Annotated in this window: 15 protein-coding genes; 7 read left to right on the top strand and 8 right to left on the bottom strand. The window is 71.2% G+C overall.

Going from position 1 to position 15,070, the window contains the following annotated elements; translation table 11 throughout:
* The first annotated feature begins 4 nt into the window (after positions 1-4).
* The 3 genes from MET2598_RS0116900 to rcdA all read left to right on the top strand — a co-directional run bounded on the left by MET2598_RS0116900 (position 5) and on the right by rcdA (position 2,017).
* Positions 5-577 (top strand): GbsR/MarR family transcriptional regulator, encoded by a 573-nt coding sequence (locus MET2598_RS0116900; protein ID WP_012334058.1) that lies wholly within the window; start codon positions 5-7, stop codon positions 575-577.
* 213 nt (positions 578-790) lie between these two features.
* Complete coding sequence (locus MET2598_RS0116895; protein WP_018261654.1) at positions 791-1,012, top strand: hypothetical protein; 222 nt, start codon at positions 791-793, stop codon at positions 1,010-1,012.
* Positions 1,013-1,486: 474 nt separating this feature from the next.
* Positions 1,487-2,017, top strand: a complete 531-nt coding sequence (gene rcdA, locus MET2598_RS0116890; protein ID WP_018261653.1) for a protease adaptor protein RcdA — start codon at positions 1,487-1,489, stop codon at positions 2,015-2,017.
* Between the two features lie 239 nt (positions 2,018-2,256).
* On the opposite strand, the gene rpmE is transcribed toward rcdA, so the two are convergent.
* Complete coding sequence (gene rpmE / locus MET2598_RS0116885) at positions 2,257-2,505, bottom strand: 50S ribosomal protein L31 (protein ID WP_012334061.1); 249 nt, start codon at positions 2,503-2,505, stop codon at positions 2,257-2,259.
* 140 nt (positions 2,506-2,645) lie between these two features.
* Here rpmE and MET2598_RS0116880 point away from each other — a divergent pair, with 140 nt between their 5' ends.
* On the top strand, positions 2,646-4,463 hold the full coding sequence (locus MET2598_RS0116880) for an ABC transporter transmembrane domain-containing protein (RefSeq protein ID WP_018261651.1): 1,818 nt from the start codon (positions 2,646-2,648) through the stop codon (positions 4,461-4,463).
* A gap of 141 nt (positions 4,464-4,604) precedes the next feature.
* Positions 4,605-4,985 carry a Fe-S cluster assembly scaffold SufA gene (sufA, locus tag MET2598_RS0116875; protein WP_012334063.1) on the top strand — a complete coding sequence of 127 codons (381 nt, stop codon included), beginning with the start codon at positions 4,605-4,607 and terminating at the stop codon, positions 4,983-4,985.
* 12 nt (positions 4,986-4,997) lie between these two features.
* On the opposite strand, the gene MET2598_RS0116870 is transcribed toward sufA, so the two are convergent.
* The 3 genes from MET2598_RS0116870 to MET2598_RS0116860 form a co-directional block, all read right to left on the bottom strand.
* Positions 4,998-6,059 (bottom strand): GGDEF domain-containing protein, encoded by a 1,062-nt coding sequence (locus tag MET2598_RS0116870; protein ID WP_012334064.1) that lies wholly within the window; start codon positions 6,057-6,059, stop codon positions 4,998-5,000.
* A 122-nt stretch (positions 6,060-6,181) separates the two neighbouring features.
* A complete protein-coding gene (locus tag MET2598_RS0116865) occupies positions 6,182-7,684 on the bottom strand; it encodes a DEAD/DEAH box helicase (RefSeq protein WP_018261649.1) in 1,503 nt (500 codons plus the stop codon).
* Positions 7,685-7,900: 216 nt separating this feature from the next.
* Positions 7,901-8,137 carry a hypothetical protein gene (locus tag MET2598_RS0116860; protein ID WP_018261648.1) on the bottom strand — a complete coding sequence of 79 codons (237 nt, stop codon included), beginning with the start codon at positions 8,135-8,137 and terminating at the stop codon, positions 7,901-7,903.
* A 219-nt stretch (positions 8,138-8,356) separates the two neighbouring features.
* Between MET2598_RS0116860 and MET2598_RS0116855 the strand changes: the two genes are divergently transcribed.
* Positions 8,357-9,241: an outer membrane protein gene (locus MET2598_RS0116855; protein WP_018261647.1), complete on the top strand. Its 885-nt coding sequence runs from the start codon at positions 8,357-8,359 to the stop codon at positions 9,239-9,241.
* A gap of 298 nt (positions 9,242-9,539) precedes the next feature.
* Here MET2598_RS0116855 and gatB read toward each other — a convergent pair whose 3' ends face one another.
* The 4 genes from gatB to gatC all read right to left on the bottom strand — a co-directional run bounded on the left by gatB (position 9,540) and on the right by gatC (position 13,427).
* Entirely contained in the window at positions 9,540-11,012 is a 1,473-nt protein-coding gene (gatB, locus tag MET2598_RS0116850) for an Asp-tRNA(Asn)/Glu-tRNA(Gln) amidotransferase subunit GatB (protein ID WP_018261646.1), read from the bottom strand.
* A gap of 293 nt (positions 11,013-11,305) precedes the next feature.
* Positions 11,306-11,605 carry a hypothetical protein gene (locus MET2598_RS0116845; RefSeq protein ID WP_012334069.1) on the bottom strand — a complete coding sequence of 100 codons (300 nt, stop codon included), beginning with the start codon at positions 11,603-11,605 and terminating at the stop codon, positions 11,306-11,308.
* A gap of 4 nt (positions 11,606-11,609) precedes the next feature.
* Positions 11,610-13,103, bottom strand: coding sequence for an Asp-tRNA(Asn)/Glu-tRNA(Gln) amidotransferase subunit GatA (gene gatA, locus MET2598_RS0116840; RefSeq protein ID WP_018261645.1), 1,494 nt, complete (start codon positions 13,101-13,103; stop codon positions 11,610-11,612).
* Between the two features lie 36 nt (positions 13,104-13,139).
* Positions 13,140-13,427 (bottom strand): Asp-tRNA(Asn)/Glu-tRNA(Gln) amidotransferase subunit GatC, encoded by a 288-nt coding sequence (gene gatC, locus MET2598_RS0116835; protein WP_012334071.1) that lies wholly within the window; start codon positions 13,425-13,427, stop codon positions 13,140-13,142.
* A 679-nt stretch (positions 13,428-14,106) separates the two neighbouring features.
* Between gatC and MET2598_RS36720 the strand changes: the two genes are divergently transcribed.
* On the top strand, positions 14,107-15,070 hold a 964-nt coding region (locus MET2598_RS36720; protein ID WP_018261644.1), incomplete at its 3' end, for an ABC transporter permease subunit.

Below are 15,070 nucleotides of genomic sequence, written 5' to 3'. Positions count from 1 at the left end.
CGCCATGCAGCTGCCGCCCCTCGTCCAGACCTTCGTCCTGCATTTCGGCGAGATGGGCTCGCGCTGGGGCATCAACCGGACGGTGGGCCAGATCTACGCGCTCCTGTTCGTCGCGGAGCGCGCCCTCAACGCCGACGAGATCGTCGAGCGCCTCGGCCTGTCGCGCTCGAACGTCAGCATGGGCCTGAAGGAGCTGCAGGCCTGGAACCTCGTGCGGCTGCTGCACCGGCCGGGCGACCGGCGCGACTACTTCTCGACGCCCGAGGACATCTGGCAGATCGTCCGAACCCTGGTCGAGGAGCGCAAGAAGCGCGAGGTCGACCCGACGCTCACCATGCTGCGCGAGATCCTGATGCAGGAGCCGCGCAGCCCGGAGGAGCGGCACGCGCAAGGACGCCTCGCCGAGATGCACGACCTCTTCGAACTCTTCGCGAACTGGTACGGCGAGGTGCGGCGCCTGGAGACGGAGAGGCTCGTGCAGCTCCTGCGGCTCGGTGCCCGGGTCCAGAAGGTGCTGGAGGCCAAGGACCGCGTGCTCGGCGCGGTGCCGCGCCGCCGCAAGCCCGACCCGGCCTGACCGCTGCGTCATCCGCCATCCGGTTGATGGATTCGCCCTCTCCCATGTCGGCCATGCGGATGTCGGTGTCGCTCAGGCGCCGCGCGGGCTGGTGATCCGGGATCCGCGTCGATCGAGCGGATCCCGGATCACGCCGCACCCGCGAAACCCGTGCAGCGCGGGCTTGGCTGTGGCATGATCCGGCCATCCTTCCACGCCTGGATGCGAACGGGCATGTCGCCGATCGAACACGCTTTCTCGGACCCGAACAGCCTCGCGGCGGCCGGCGAGGCCGCGCTCAACGAGGCCCTGAGCCGCCTGCCGCAGGCGGAGCGCGAGGCCTACTGGGCCTCGGTGCGCCGCTGCTACAACGCCCCCTACAACGACGCCCCCGGCAAGGGCTCGGCCCCGCTCCTGGTGCCGGCGCGGCCCGGCGCGGAGATGCACGCGGGCTGAGCGCGCCGCCCTCGCGCGACCCACGCCCCCTCCGGCCCCGGAGGGGGCTTTTGCCGACGCCCCCTCCCGCCCCGGAGGGGGTTTTCGTTTGCGCGCCCCCGCGCCGGCGCCCGCTGCCAAGCCGCGCCGGATTCGACTGATTCGCGATTGCGCTTACACCGCGTTAACCATTTTTTAAGCTTTCTGGACGATAACCGGAGCTGTCCAGCCTTCTGGATGTCGAGTGGTCTCTGTCCACTCTGTTTGATGCCTCCCTGTACGACTCATCGCCGCCCTCCGGGGCGGCTTTCTTTTTGAGCCCGGGCCCGCCCCGCCGGCGCGGGAGCCGGGCGGGGTCTCGCGCGTTCCGATTAAGGTTAATCCTTCGTTACCGGGGCGGGACCGCCCGCGCGGCGCTATTGTTGCGACGGTCGGGACCGAGACAGGGCGCTGTCCCGCAGCGGGACGCGCGACGCCGAGGGCGGAGGAGGGATCATGGTCGGGATGGACGTGATGTTTCGGGACCCGCGCGACACCGTGAATTTCGGCGAGACCTTCGTGTCCTCCGAGGCCTTCCGCACCCTGTTCCGGGAGGGCATGACGCTGGTGGAGGAGACCGCGGCCTACCTGGACGGTCCCGGCCGCGACGAGTCGCGGCTGCTGTCGCGGCACGCCGCCCTGACCTACGCGAGCGAGAGCATGCGGCTGACGACGCGGCTGATGCAGATCGCCTCCTGGCTGCTGGTCCAGCGCGCCGTGGCGGAGGGGGAACTGACCCTGAGCGAGGCCCAGCAGGAGAAGACCCGCGTGCGCCTGGGCACGAGCGAGAGCCAGGACCTGCCGGCCGCGGCCGTCGCGGAGCTGCCGCTGACCCTCCAGGCGCTGATCGGGCACGCGAAGCGGCTCCACGCGCGCATCCGCCACCTCGACAGCCTGATCTCGGACGACCGTCCCACCCCGGCCCCCCGCGAGAGCCCGGTCTTCGCCCAGCAGGACCTCCTGCGCGCCGCCTTCCGCTCGGCGTGACGCGACGCGCGGGGAGGGGCCCGGCCGCCTTCCCGCCGGGACTGCGGCCCAACGAAAAACCCCGGCCGCTGGACCGGGGTTCTCTCGTTCCGGGGGCTCGGCCCGCCCGGACCTTACACCAACGGCTCAGGGTGCCGACGCGTCGGGCCGTTGCTCCATCTCGAATTTTCGATTTCAAGCCAAAGGCTTGGCGAAAATTCGAGAGCACCGCCACCGGTCATGAGAAACGAGCGGTGGGATTACTTCTTGCCGAAGGTCAGGTTGCCGAAGCGCGAGTTGAAGCGCGAGACGCGGCCGCCGCGATCCATCAGCTTCTGCTCGCCGCCGGTCCAGGCCGGGTGGGTGGTCGGGTCGATGTCGAGGTTGAGGGTGTCGCCCTCCTTCCCCCAGGTCGACCGGGTGGTGTACTCGGTGCCGTCCGTCATCACCACTTTGATGAAGTGGTAGTCGGGGTGCTCGGTCGGCTTCTTGGCAGCGGTCTTCGCCATGACGTGTTCCTCGATGCGGCCCACCCGCAAACGCTCCGCTGCGGGCCGCGGCCATTGATCGCGCGTAATCGGATGAGCGGCGGCCTATACCTCACCCGACGGCGCCAAACAAGCGCAGCTACCGGATTCACACACGTCCCATGGCTTCCGACGACACAGCCCGCTCCCGGGCCACGCTTCCCCGGGCCTCTCTCGGCGCGCTGAAACCGCTCATCCCCTTCGCCCTGCGCTACCGCGGCCGCATCGCCGCGGCCCTCGTCGCCCTGGTGGCGGCCGCCGGCGCCACCCTGGTCGTGCCGATCGCGATCCGCCGGGTCGTCGATCTCGGCTTCGCGCACCAGGGTGCCGCGATGATCGACGCCTATTTCGGCGCGCTGATCGGCGTCGTCGGTCTCCTCGCGCTGGCGAGCGCGGGCCGCTACTACTTCGTCGTGACGCTCGGCGAGCGGGTGATCGCGGACCTGCGGGCGGCGGTGTTCGCGCGGCTGACGGTGCTCGACCCCGCCTTCTTCGACCAGGCCCGCAGCGGCGAACTGGTCTCGCGCCTCACGGCCGACGCCGCGCAGGTGAAGTCGGTCTTCGGGGTCTCCCTGTCGATCCTCCTGCGCAACGCCTTCCTGTTCCTGGGCGCGGTCGCCATGATGGTGTGGACGAGCCCGCGCCTCTCGGTCCTGGTCCTGGCCGCGATCCCGGTCATCGTCTTCCCGCTCATCCTCTCGGGGCGGGGCGTGCGGCGCCGCTCGCGGGCCGCGCAGGACCGGCTCGCCGACGCCTCCGCCTACGCGACCGAGGCGGTCGGGGCCGTGCGCACCATGCAGGCCTTCGGGATGGGGCCGGCGACGGCGGCGCGCTTCGCGGCCGCCTCGGAGCAGGCCTTCCTCGCCGCCCGCGGCTCGGCGCGGGCGCGGGCGCTCCTCACCGGCGTCGCCATCTTCCTGGTCTCGGCGAGCGTGGTCGGGGTGCTGTGGTACGGGGCGCAGGGCGTCGCGCGCGGCACGATGACGGCGGGCCAGCTCTCGCAATTCGTCCTCTACGCGGTGTTCGGGGCGAGCGCCCTCGGCCAGCTCTCCGAGGTCTACGGGGAGCTCACCCTGGCGGCCGGCGCCGCCGAGCGCCTGGGCGAGATCCTGCGCACGGAGCCGGCCATCACCGCCCCGGCGGATCCCCTGGCCCTGCCGGAGCCGCCCCGCGGCGAGGTCGCCTTCGAGCGGGTGCGCTTCGCCTACCCGGCGCGGCCGGACCGCAGCGCCCTCCACGACGTCAGCTTCACGGTGGCGCCCGGCGAGCGCGTCGCCATCGTGGGCCCGTCCGGCGCGGGCAAGAGCACGGTGCTGCAGCTGCTCCTGCGCTTCTACGATACCGATTCGGGACAGGTGCGGGTGGACGGCGTCCCGGTGAACCGGGCCGATCCGGACGCGCTGCGGCGGCGCCTGTCCCTGGTGCCGCAGGATCCGACCGTGTTCAGCGGCAGCGTCCTCGACAACATCCGCTACGGCCGCCCGCAGGCCAGCGAGGCCGAGGTGGCCGCCGCCGCCGCCCAGGCCCACGCGGACGGGTTCATCCGCGCCCTGCCGGAGGGCTACGCCACGCTGGTGGGCGAGCGGGGCGTCACCCTGTCGGGCGGGCAGCGCCAGCGCATCGCCATCGCCCGGGCGATCCTCAAGGACGCGCCGATCCTGCTCCTCGACGAGGCGACCTCGGCCCTCGACGCGGAGAGCGAGCGCGCGGTCCAGGCGGGCCTCGACGAGCTGATGCGCGGGCGCACCACCCTGGTGATCGCCCACCGCCTCGCGACCATCCGGGCCGCCAACCGGATCCTCGTCCTCGACGACGGTCGCGTGGTGGAAGAGGGCACACACGACGGGCTGCTCGCCCGGGGCGGCCTCTACGCCCAGCTCGCCGCCCTCCAGTTCGGCGATGCCGGGGGAGAGGGCCGGGCGCGGCTCGTGGCGGTGTAGCGGGCGTCGCCCCCCTCGCGCGCTCCCGGCCGCCGCGGGCCCCGCCGCGGTGGACCCTGGCCGGGCCGATGCTTATCTTGGGGGAGCGAGGATGAAGCCTCAACCGCCCGGGCCTTGAACCCGGCTGCCGGAGAGAACCGAATGCCCACCAGTTTCAAGGTGATGTCGCTCACCGAGGCCGCCGCGGAGCGCGTCAGGCGGATCATCGCCGACGCCGACCGCCCGATCGCGGGGATCCGCGTCGGCGTGAAGAACGGCGGCTGCGCCGGGATGAGCTACACGATGGAATACGCCGAGGAGCGCCGCCCGGGCGAGGACGTCGTCGAGGATCGCGGCGTGCGCGTCTTCATCGATCCGAAGGCGGTGCTGTTCCTGCTCGGGACCGAGATGGACTTCCAGACCACGAAGCTGTCGTCGCAGTTCGTGTTCCACAATCCGAATCAGACCTCGGCCTGCGGCTGCGGCGAATCGGTCGCGATCACGCCGGCCAAGCCGGAGGCCCTGCAGGAAGCCGGGGCCTGAGCGGCCCGGACCTCACGCCACCTGCGTGAGGTCCGGCACCGCCGTGTCCACGACGACGCGGTTGCGCCCGCTGCGCTTGGCCGCGAACATGCACTGATCGGCCCGCTCCAGCAGCGACACGGCCGTGTCGCCGGGCCGGTGAGTCGCGACGCCGACCGAGATGGTCACGCGACCGAGCGACTCCCCGCTGGAGCGCTTGACGAGTTCCCGGCCCATGACGCTCGTGCGGATGCGCTCGGCCAGGGCGACGGCGTCGCCCTCGCTGCCGCAGGGCATGATCACGCCGAATTCCTCGCCGCCGAAGCGCGCGATGGTGGCGCGGCCGTCGACCATCTCGCGCATCGTCAGGGCGACGAGGCGCAGGACGCGGTCGCCGGTGAGATGGCCGTAGACGTCGTTGAACCGCTTGAAATGGTCGATGTCGAGGATGATGAGGGCGGTGGGTGCCGCGTTGGCGGCCGCCTCCTCCACCGACTTGCGCAGCACCTGCTCGAACAGCTTGCGATTGCCCAGGCCGGTGAGCGGATCGGTGAGCGATTCGACCCGCACCGCCTCCAGGGTCTCGTGCAGCGCCTGGATCTCCTCGCGGCTCTCGCGCATCCGCGCCTCGAGGGTGCGGTTGTTGGCGGAGACGTCCCGCGTCGCCACGATCAGCGAGGTCACGAGTTCCCGCAGCCGGCCGCGATTGACGGTCGGCGCGACGATGTCCTGGCTGAAGGCCTGCAGCGAGGCGCCGTAGCGGGCGGTGGAGCCGAGCGCCACGTCGAGCATCTCCAGCACCTGCTCCATCTCGCCGAGCAGGCTCGCGCCCGCGCGCTCCGTCTCGATCAGGTGGCGGCGCGGATCGATGTAGGTGTCGTAGAGGATGCTGATCGCGTCGTCGCGCAGGTGGCCGTGCTCCGCCGTCAGGCGCTTCACCGCCTCATTGAGCAGCGGCTGCTGACCGGACACGTAGGTGTACCAGACGGCGTAGCTGCGCGGGCAGGCCGAAGACCCGTAGGCCTTCATGAGCTCCAACGCCCGCTGGCCTATCGCGAAACTCCGGTCCGTGTCGGGTCGGGACACGTCGCTCATCCGGCTCCTCCGTGCACCGCACCGGACCCGAGGTCCGATTGGCCCAGAGGGTCTACGACGCGCGAGTGGAGAGACGGTTAAAGGTCGCGCGATCGGAGACGCGCCGTGCCCGACGTCTTCGTCTACTCCCGCTCCTTGCGCTTCTTCAAAACAACCGGCCGAAGCAGGAAGGCGGGAACATGGGCGCCGAGCCCGATCTCGGCCTCCGGCATTGCGTCGTCTTCGTCGCGGCGGCGGGCGGCGGCGCGGCGCGGATCCTTCGGGCGCTCCTCCGGCCGGGCAGCGCGCGGGCGCTCCTCCGGCCGGGCAGCGCGCGGGCGCTCCTCCGGCCGAGCGGCGCGCGGGCGCTCCTCCGCGCGGGGCGGGCGGGCGCGCTCCTCAGGGCGCGCCTCGCGGCTCCGCTCGGGCCGGCGGCCGCGCTCGCCGCGCTTGGAGCGGCCCTCGCGCTCGCGCGTGCGCCGCTCCCGCGGAGCGCCCTCCTCCTCCTCGGGCAGGGAGGCGAGGTCGCCGTCCGCCCAGGGGATCGGCTGGCCGATCAGCGACTCGATGGCGGCCAGCGCCTTCTCGTCGCCGCGGCCCACCAGCGTGAAGGCGGCGCCGCTGCGCCCGGCCCGCCCGGTGCGCCCGATCCGGTGGACGTAGTCCTCGGCGTGGTGCGGCACGTCGAAGTTGAAGACGTGGCTCACCGCCGGGATGTCGAGGCCGCGCGCCGCCACGTCGCTGGCGACGAGGAGCGGGACCTCGCCGGACCGGAACGCGTCCAGGGCCGCCATGCGGGCGCGCTGGTCCATGTCGCCGTGCAGGGCCGCGACGTTGAAGCCGTGATTGGCCAGCGAGCGTTGCAGCTGCGCCACGTCCCGCTTGCGATTGCAGAAGATGAGGCCGTTGCGCAGCTCCACCGCGCCGCGGATCAGCCCGCGCAGGGTCTTGCGCTTCTCGTGGCCCTCGCCGCCGGTCGCGACGAGGCGCTGCGCGATGGTCGAGGCGGTCGAGGCCGGGCGCGCCACCTCGATCCGCACCGGGTTGTGGAGAAAGTCGTCGGCCAGCCGCTGGATCTCCGGCGGCATCGTCGCGGAGAAGAACAGGGTCTGGCGCGTGAACGGCACCAGCTTCACGATTCGCTCGATGTCCGGGATGAAGCCCATGTCGAGCATCCGGTCGGCCTCGTCGATGACCAGGAGCTCGACCCCGGTGAGCAGCAGCTTGCCGCGCTCGAAATGGTCGAGCAGGCGGCCGGGCGTCGCGATCAGCACGTCGACGCCGCGGGTGATCTTGGCGTCCTGGTCGGCGAAGGAGACGCCGCCGATCAGCAGCGCGACGTTGAGCTTGTGGTTCGTGCCGTAGCGCTCGAAATTCTCCACGACCTGCGCGGCGAGTTCGCGCGTCGGTTCGAGGATCAGCGTGCGCGGCATGCGGGCGCGGGCCCGGCCCTGCTCAAGCCGGGTCAGCATCGGCAGGGTGAAGGCGGCCGTCTTGCCGGTCCCGGTCTGCGCGACGCCGAGCACGTCGCGGCGGGCGAGGACGTGCGGGATCGCCTGGGCCTGGATCGGGGTCGGCGTCGTGTAGCCGGCCGCCGAGACCGCCTGCAGGACCTTTTCGCTCAGACCGAGTTCAGCGAATGACATCAGGAGTGAGAACCGTTGCGCGCGGGCCGGGCAACCGGCGCGAGGAATGTCCGTCGCGGCAACGGCCTGGACGAAAGGAAGTTTCGCGCCCGGTGCGCGCGTCGGACGCGCGCCTGCCATTGCTGCAGCGCGGGGGATCGCGCCGGCGGGTGCGACACGCCCGATGGAGCCGGCTTTGTCAAGGGGTTGAGATGCCACACGGCCGGCGCGAGCCGGTCAGCGGCCGCTCCGCTCGCCGCAGGGATCGAGGCGCAAGTCGCTCCTGAGGCCGATCGCGCCGGTCACCTCCGGCTCGCCCGGCAGCGCGGCGGTCGCGACCGCCGGCGCACCGGCCCTGCGCGGCGCGGCCATGTAGTGCGTGAGCGCCACCGAGAGGATCGTCACCAGGGCGGCGGCCTGCCCGGTCCGGACCAGCAGCGTGCGGGTGGGGGAGCGGGCGTCGGACCTCTTCATGCCGGTCGATCTCTCCGTGGACGATCGCGTCACCTTGAAGCATTAAGGTTAATCTCGCGTGATCGGCGCAATCGAAGATCTCCGGAGCGCGCGAACCCTCGCTTCATCATTTGTTGACGGTTGTCGATCTATTGCTGAGTCACGTTGCGGGACAGCGACGGACCGGACGTGAGGCCGGGAACGGAAGCCGTGCCGGCGCTCGCCAACAGGACCATGGCAATGAAGAAGATCCTCCTCTCCACCGCGGCCCTCGCGGGCCTGACCGCCGCCGCCTCCGCGGCCGACCTGCCGCGTCGCGCGGCGCCGCCGCCGGTCTTCACGCCGGTGCCGGTCTTCACCTGGACGGGCTTCTACGCCGGTTTCAACGCTGGCTACGGGTTCGGCACCAGCGACAACAACAACTCGACCCTGATCGGCGTGAACGCCGCGACCGGCCTCGTGCCCCCCGGCACGACCGCGGTCCTCGGCTTCCGCAACCGCGACAACAACGACGGCTTCGTCGGCGGCGGTCAGGTCGGCTACAACTACCAGTTCACGCCGGGCGCGGGCGTCGTGATCGGCATCGAGGCGGACGCCCAGTACGCCGATTTCGGCCGTGAGCGGAACCGCTTCAGCCTCGTCACCAACAACCCGGCGGTGACCGGGCTGGCCGCCCAGCAGGTCTTCAACCCGAACGGCCTGTCGGGTCTGGACTACTTCGGCACGGTGCGCGGCCGCCTCGGCTACGCCTTCGACCGCACCCTCGTCTACGCCACCGGCGGCTTCGCCTACGGCGGCGGCGGCGGCACCAGCTTCGGCCTGCCCAACCGCGACGACTTCCAGACCGGCTGGACGGTCGGCGGCGGCGTCGAGTACGCCCTGCCCACCGACTCGTTCCTGAACTTCTTCAAGTCGAACGCGGTGACCCTGAAGGTCGAAGGTCTCTACGTGAACCTCGACCGCGGCAACGGCCTCAACGGCGCCTTCGCGGTCAACAACGCCGGCACCCTGATCACCGTGACCAGCCCCGGCGTGGTGCTGGTCCCGGGCAGCGGCCTGGTGCGTCGCGACACCGAGTTCGCGGTGGTGCGCGCCGGCCTGAACTACAAGTTCGGCACCTACTGAGCCTCGGCTCGGTCACCGGCCGGACTTGCCCCGGCCGGACTTGCCCCAGCCGGACTTGCCCCAGCCGGACTTGCCCCGGCCGAACCTGCCCCGATCGAACCCGAAGCCCGGCCCACAGGCCGGGCTTCTCGATTCGGGGGCAGCGGGGCCGCCTCCAGGGCCGGCCCGAAGGCCGGCCCTGGAGGCGGGCTTATCATCCCAAATCCGCTTGATCCCTTCGGGATGGCGGATTTGGGCTTCGCTCAGGCGCCGCGCAGGCTTGTGATCCGGGATCCGCTTCGATCAAGCGGATCCCGGATCACTCGATCCCGAGCTTCGTCTTCAGCAGGGCGTTGACGGCCGCCGGGTTCGCCTTGCCGCCGGTCGCCTTCATGGTCTGACCGACGAACCAGCCAAGCAGCGTCGGCTTGGCCTTGGCCTGCGCCACCTTGTCGGGGTTGGCCGCGATGATCTGGTCGACCGCCGCCTCGATCGCGCCGGTGTCGGTCACCTGCTTGAGGCCGCGGCTCTCGACGATCGCGCGCGGGTCGCCGCCCTCGCCCCACACGATCTCGAACAGGTCCTTGGCGATCTTGCCCGAGATGGTGCCGTCGGCGATGAGGTCGATGATCGCCCCGAGCTGCGCGGCCGAGACGGGCGAGTCCTCGATCCCGTGGCCCTCCTTGTTCAGGCGGCCGAACAGCTCGTTGATGACCCAGTTCGCCGCCGCCTTCCCGTCCCGGCCCTTCGCCACCGCCTCGAAGTAATCGGCGGAGGCGCGCTCGGCGACCAGCACCGTCGCGTCGTAGGCCGAGAGCCCGTACTCCGCCACGAAGCGCGCCTTCTTGGCGTCGGGCAGTTCCGGCAGTTCGGTCCTGAGCCCGTCGATGAAGGCCTGCTCGATCTCCAGGGGCAGCAGGTCAGGATCCGGGAAGTAGCGGTAATCGTGCGCCTCCTCCTTGGAGCGCATCGAGCGCGTCTCGTTCCGGTTCGGATCGTAGAGCCGCGTCTCCTGCTCGATCCAGCCGCCATCCTCCAGGATCGCGATCTGGCGACGGGCCTCGGTCTCGATCGCCTGGCCGATGAAGCGGATCGAGTTGACGTTCTTGATCTCGCAGCGGGTGCCGAAGGGCTCGCCCGGTCGGCGCACCGAGACATTCACATCGGCGCGCAGGTTGCCCTTCTCCATGTCGCCGTCGCAGGTGCCGAGGTAGCGCAGGATGGTGCGCAGCTTCGTCACGTAGGCCTTGGCCTCCTCCGACGAGCGCAGGTCCGGCTTCGACACGATCTCCATCAGCGCCACGCCCGAGCGGTTGAGGTCGACGAAGCTCAGGGAGGGGTGCTGGTCGTGCAGCGACTTGCCGGCGTCCTGCTCCAGGTGCAGGCGCTCGATGCCGACCCGGATGGTCTCGCCGTCGGGGAGGTCCACCAGCACCTCGCCCTCGCCGACGATCGGGCTCTTGTACTGGCTGATCTGGTAGCCCTGGGGCAGATCAGGATAGAAGTAGTTCTTGCGGTCGAACACCGAGCGGTGGTTGATCTGCGCCTTGAGGCCGAGGCCGGTGCGCACCGCCTGCGCCACGCATTCCCGGTTGATCACCGGCAGCATGCCGGGCATGGCGGCGTCCACCAGCGAGACGTGCGCGTTCGGCTCGGCGCCGAAGGCGGTCGAGGCGCCGGAGAACAGCTTCGAGCGGCTCGTCACCTGGGCGTGGATCTCCATCCCGATCACCACTTCCCAGTCGCCCAAGGCGCCCTTGATCAGCTTCTTGGGGGTCACGGGAGCGTTCATGGGCGGGGCCTCCGAGTGTCGCGCGATCCCGCTTCCGGGGAGCGGTTCATGCGCGCCTGAGCATCATCCGCCGAGGGGGTCACCGGTCCGGCGGCGGGACGGATGCGAAATCACGACGCGGGGCAGGATTGCCCCGCGCGATCCCGCTTACTAAGCAGAGTGGCGCGGGGCAACTCTGCTTAGCTCTTGGTCTTGCATCATTTTCGCTGACGCGGTCCTACGGTTCGCCGCCGAACCGGTGACCACTTCGGCGAATGATGCTGAGGAATCCGCCGTCCCCGCGGTCAAGCGCGTCAGGTCCGGCCCGCGAGGAGGCGCCGCGCCGCGTAGGCGGCAAGGGCCCACAGGAAGGCCGCGACGCTGCGCACCGGGAAGAAGGTCGGCAGGTCGTGGCCGATCGGCGCCGGCCAGGGCAGCCCGATCCCGGTCAGCACCCAGGAGACCAGCACCGAGACGGCGAGCGCCACGATGGCGACGAGGAAGAGCTTGCCGAACTGGTCCGCCTTCCACCCCAGATAGAGCGCGAGGCCGATCAGCACCGGGTCGAGCCCGGCCATCAGCCAGACCGAGGGCGGGTAATACGGGACGGTCACCCGCTCAGGCCCACCAGCGCGGCGGGAGCGCGATCCGGCCGGCCGCCTCCTCGATGACCTGCCCGGCGGCGAACAGCGTCTCCTCGTCGAAGGGCCGGCCGATCAGCTGCAGGCCGAGCGGGAGGCCCTGGCCGTCGAGGCCCGCCGGCACCGCGATGCCCGGCAGCCCCGCCATGTTCACCGTCACGGTGAAGACGTCGTTGAGGTACATCTCGACCGGGTCGGCGTTCTGCTTCTCGCCGAGGCCGAAGGCCGCCGAGGGCGTCGCCGGGGTCAGGATCGCGTCGACCCCGTTCGCGTAGACGGTCTCGAAGTCGCGCTTGATCAGGGTGCGGATCTTCTGGGCGCGGACGTAGTAGGCGTCGTAGTAGCCCGCCGACAGCACGTAGGTGCCGATCATGATGCGGCGCTTGACCTCGCGGCCGAAGCCGGCCGCGCGGGTCTGCTCGTACATCCCGACGATGTCCTTGCCCGGCACGCGCAGCCCGTAGCGCACGCCGTCGTAGCGGGCGAGGTTCGAGGAGGCCTCGGCCGGCGCCACGATGTAGTAGGCCGGCAGCGCGTACCGGGTGTGCGGCAGCGAGACCTCGACGATCCGCGCCCCCGCGGCCCGCAGCCACTCGGCGCCCTGGTGCCAGAGCCGCTCGATCTCGGCGGGCATCCCGTCGACGCGGTACTCCTTGGGGATGCCGATGGTGAGCCCCTTCACCCCGCGGGACACCGCCGCCTCGTAATCCGGCACCGGCCGGTCGACGCAGGTCGTGTCCTTGGGGTCGTGACCCGCCATCGAGGCGAGCATGATCGCGCTGTCGCGCACCGTGCGGGTGATCGGCCCCGCCTGGTCGAGGGAGGAGGCGAAGGCGACGATGCCCCAGCGCGAGCAGCGCCCGTAGGTGGGCTTGATGCCGACCGTGCCGGTGAAGGCCGCGGGCTGGCGGATCGAGCCGCCCGTGTCGGTGGCGGTGGCCCCCAGGCAGAGCCGGGCCGCCACGGCCGCGGCCGAGCCGCCGGAGGAGCCGCCCGGCACCAGGGGCGCCTCCGAGTCCCGGCGGCGCCAGGGCGAGACCACCGGCCCGTAGGCGCTGGTCTCGTTCGAGGAGCCCATGGCGAACTCGTCGAGGTTGAGCTTGCCCAGCATCACGGCGCCGTCGCGCCAGAGATTGTGGCTCACCGTCGATTCGTAGTGCGGGCGGAAGCCCTCGAGGATCCGCGATCCCGCCGTCGTCGGCACGTCGTGGGTGCAGAACAGGTCCTTGATGCCGAGCGGCAGCCCTTCGAGGGCGCGCGCCTCCCCGGCAGCGATCTTGCGGTCCGCCACCTCGGCCATGGCCAGCGCCCGCTCGGGCGTCTCGATCAGGTAGGCGTTCAGCGCGCGGGCCCGCGCCACCGCGTCGAGATGCGCCTGCGCGATCTCGCGGGCCGAGAACGCCTTCCGCCGCAGCCCGTCGCGGGCCTCCGCCAGGGTGAGTTCGGTCAGGTCTGCCGGAATCGTGCTCACGTCGAAAATCCTCGCCGCCCGGGGCGCTGCCAGCCGCTACTCGACGACCTTCGGGACCAGGAAGTAGTTGTCCTCGGAGAGCGGCGCGTTGAAGACGATCTCGCGGGCGTAGCCGCCATCCGTGACGGCGTCATCGCGCTGCTTCATGGCCATCGGGGTGACGGAGGTCATCGGCTCGACCCCCGAGACGTCGACCGCGCCGAGCTGCTCGACGAAGGCCAGGATGGCGTTGAGCTCGTCCTGGAGCGGCGGCACCTCCGCGTCGCTCACCGCGATCCGCGCCAGATGCGCGATGCGCCGAACCGTCTGCGCGTCGACCGACATGACACCCCGCTTCGCGTGGAGGATCCGGCCCGTCCGGCCGTCCGCGGGGCGCTATAGCACCGGCTTTCGCGCCGTCGCAACGGCAGCGGGTCCGGAGCGGAGCGTGCCCGCCCGGTCGCAGCGCCGCCGGGCCGCCGCGCGCCCCGGCGAAGGGCGGGCGCCGCCCGCGCCACGCCCGGACAGCTCATCCGTCGAGACGCACAGCAAACGGCAACGATAAACCGGCTCCTTGGACGTCGAGCGACTTGGCGCCGAGGTCGAAAACGGCCGCTTCCGCTGCGGCGACCAAGCATTGCCCAGTTCGTCGTGACTGTTGACAGCGCCGCGATGACGAGTCAGTGGACGGCGTAGCCGGAGCGGGTGGCCCGCCCGGCCGCACTCATCCGCGAACCACCACCGACGATGCCAAGCGACAGTCACAGTCGATCGACCGCGCCGCGTGCGCCGGTTCCCGCTCGCTCGGCCGCCTGATCGAGGCGCTCTTGGCTGGCGTGATCGGCGAAGCGGCCGGTCGACACCAGATGCGCGATGACGGATCCGAACTCGTTCCCCGCCGGTCCCGGCGGAACCGCAGCGGCGCGCCCCGCCGGTCGCGCGCGTCGGCAGCCCTGCGCGGCGCGCCGCTCGGCCCGGCCGGTCCGCCGCCGGCCGCTCTCCCGCTCCCATCCGTGAGGTCGCGATGCTCGATGCGCGTTCGATCGTCGATGCCACGCGCCGCGCGCCCCTCGGCGTCGGCCGCGTCGGCGCCATGCTGATTCCCAACGGCTACGATGTCGCGGCCTTCCTGGTCGTCATCGGCGGCCTGATCGCGACGCTGCACGGCGTGCACGAGATGCGCGCGCCGCTCGCCGCGCTCGACGGCGAGCCGGTGCGCCTCGATCCCTGGCTGCTGCCCGACTACGCCCTGCGCACGACCTTGCGCCTCTTCGCCGCCATGGCGGCCTCCCTCGTCTTCACCGTCCTGGTCGCCCCGCTGGCGGCCAAGAGCCGGAAGGCCGAACTCGTCATCGTTCCGGCCCTCGACATCCTGCAGTCGGTTCCGGTGCTCGGGTTCCTGAGCTTCACGGTCGCCTTCTTCCTCGGGCTGTTCCCGGGCCGGCAGCTCGGGGCGGAATGCGCGGCGATCTTCGCGGTATTCACCGCCCAGGCCTGGAACATGGCCTTCTCGTTCTACCAGTCGCTCAGGAACCTCCCGCGCGACCTTACCGAGGTCACCCGCCACTTCCGGCTCTCGCCCTGGCAGCGCTTCGTCCGCCTCGAGGCACCCTTCGCGGTGCCGGGGCTGGTCTGGAACGCGATGATGTCGATGTCGGGGAGCTGGTTCTTCATCGTCGCGTCCGAGGCGATCTCGGTGGGGGACACCAGGATCACCCTGCCGGGGATCGGCGCGTGGCTCGCCCTCGCCATCGACCGCAAGGACCTCGCCGCCATCGCCTGGGCGGTGGCCGCCATCGCGGCGGTGATCCTGCTCTACGATCAGCTGGTATTCCGGCCGATCGTCGCCTGGGCCGACAAGTTCCGCTTCGAGCAGACCGCCGCGCAGGCGGTGGATTCAAGTGGTCGTCGCAACGGCTTGGCGGAGGGCGGTTGTGATGGCAGGTCGGCGGCGTTCGGATCGGGCACTTCGCGAGAAGCTGCGGTCA

The organism is Methylobacterium sp. WSM2598 (genome assembly GCF_000379105.1).
Classification (GTDB): domain Bacteria; phylum Pseudomonadota; class Alphaproteobacteria; order Rhizobiales; family Beijerinckiaceae; genus Methylobacterium.
Note: the sequence above shows the minus strand (reverse complement) of the source record. Positions and strands in the feature narration are given on the sequence as shown.

What these genes read in the sequence shown, in the direction of transcription:
- MET2598_RS0116900 (WP_012334058.1), top strand. Translation starts at nt 5, where the DNA reads ATGCAGCTGCCGCCCCTCGTCCAGACCTTCGTCCTGCATTTCGGCGAG.
- MET2598_RS0116895 (WP_018261654.1), top strand. Translation starts at nt 791, where the DNA reads ATGTCGCCGATCGAACACGCTTTCTCGGACCCGAACAGCCTCGCGGCG.
- rcdA (WP_018261653.1), top strand. Translation starts at nt 1,487, where the DNA reads ATGGTCGGGATGGACGTGATGTTTCGGGACCCGCGCGACACCGTGAAT.
- rpmE (WP_012334061.1), bottom strand. Translation starts at nt 2,505, where the DNA reads ATGGCGAAGACCGCTGCCAAGAAGCCGACCGAGCACCCCGACTACCAC.
- MET2598_RS0116880 (WP_018261651.1), top strand. Translation starts at nt 2,646, where the DNA reads ATGGCTTCCGACGACACAGCCCGCTCCCGGGCCACGCTTCCCCGGGCC.
- sufA (WP_012334063.1), top strand. Translation starts at nt 4,605, where the DNA reads ATGCCCACCAGTTTCAAGGTGATGTCGCTCACCGAGGCCGCCGCGGAG.
- MET2598_RS0116870 (WP_012334064.1), bottom strand. Translation starts at nt 6,059, where the DNA reads ATGAGCGACGTGTCCCGACCCGACACGGACCGGAGTTTCGCGATAGGC.
- MET2598_RS0116865 (WP_018261649.1), bottom strand. Translation starts at nt 7,684, where the DNA reads ATGTCATTCGCTGAACTCGGTCTGAGCGAAAAGGTCCTGCAGGCGGTC.
- MET2598_RS0116860 (WP_018261648.1), bottom strand. Translation starts at nt 8,137, where the DNA reads ATGAAGAGGTCCGACGCCCGCTCCCCCACCCGCACGCTGCTGGTCCGG.
- MET2598_RS0116855 (WP_018261647.1), top strand. Translation starts at nt 8,357, where the DNA reads ATGAAGAAGATCCTCCTCTCCACCGCGGCCCTCGCGGGCCTGACCGCC.
- gatB (WP_018261646.1), bottom strand. Translation starts at nt 11,012, where the DNA reads ATGAACGCTCCCGTGACCCCCAAGAAGCTGATCAAGGGCGCCTTGGGC.
- gatC (WP_012334071.1), bottom strand. Translation starts at nt 13,427, where the DNA reads ATGTCGGTCGACGCGCAGACGGTTCGGCGCATCGCGCATCTGGCGCGG.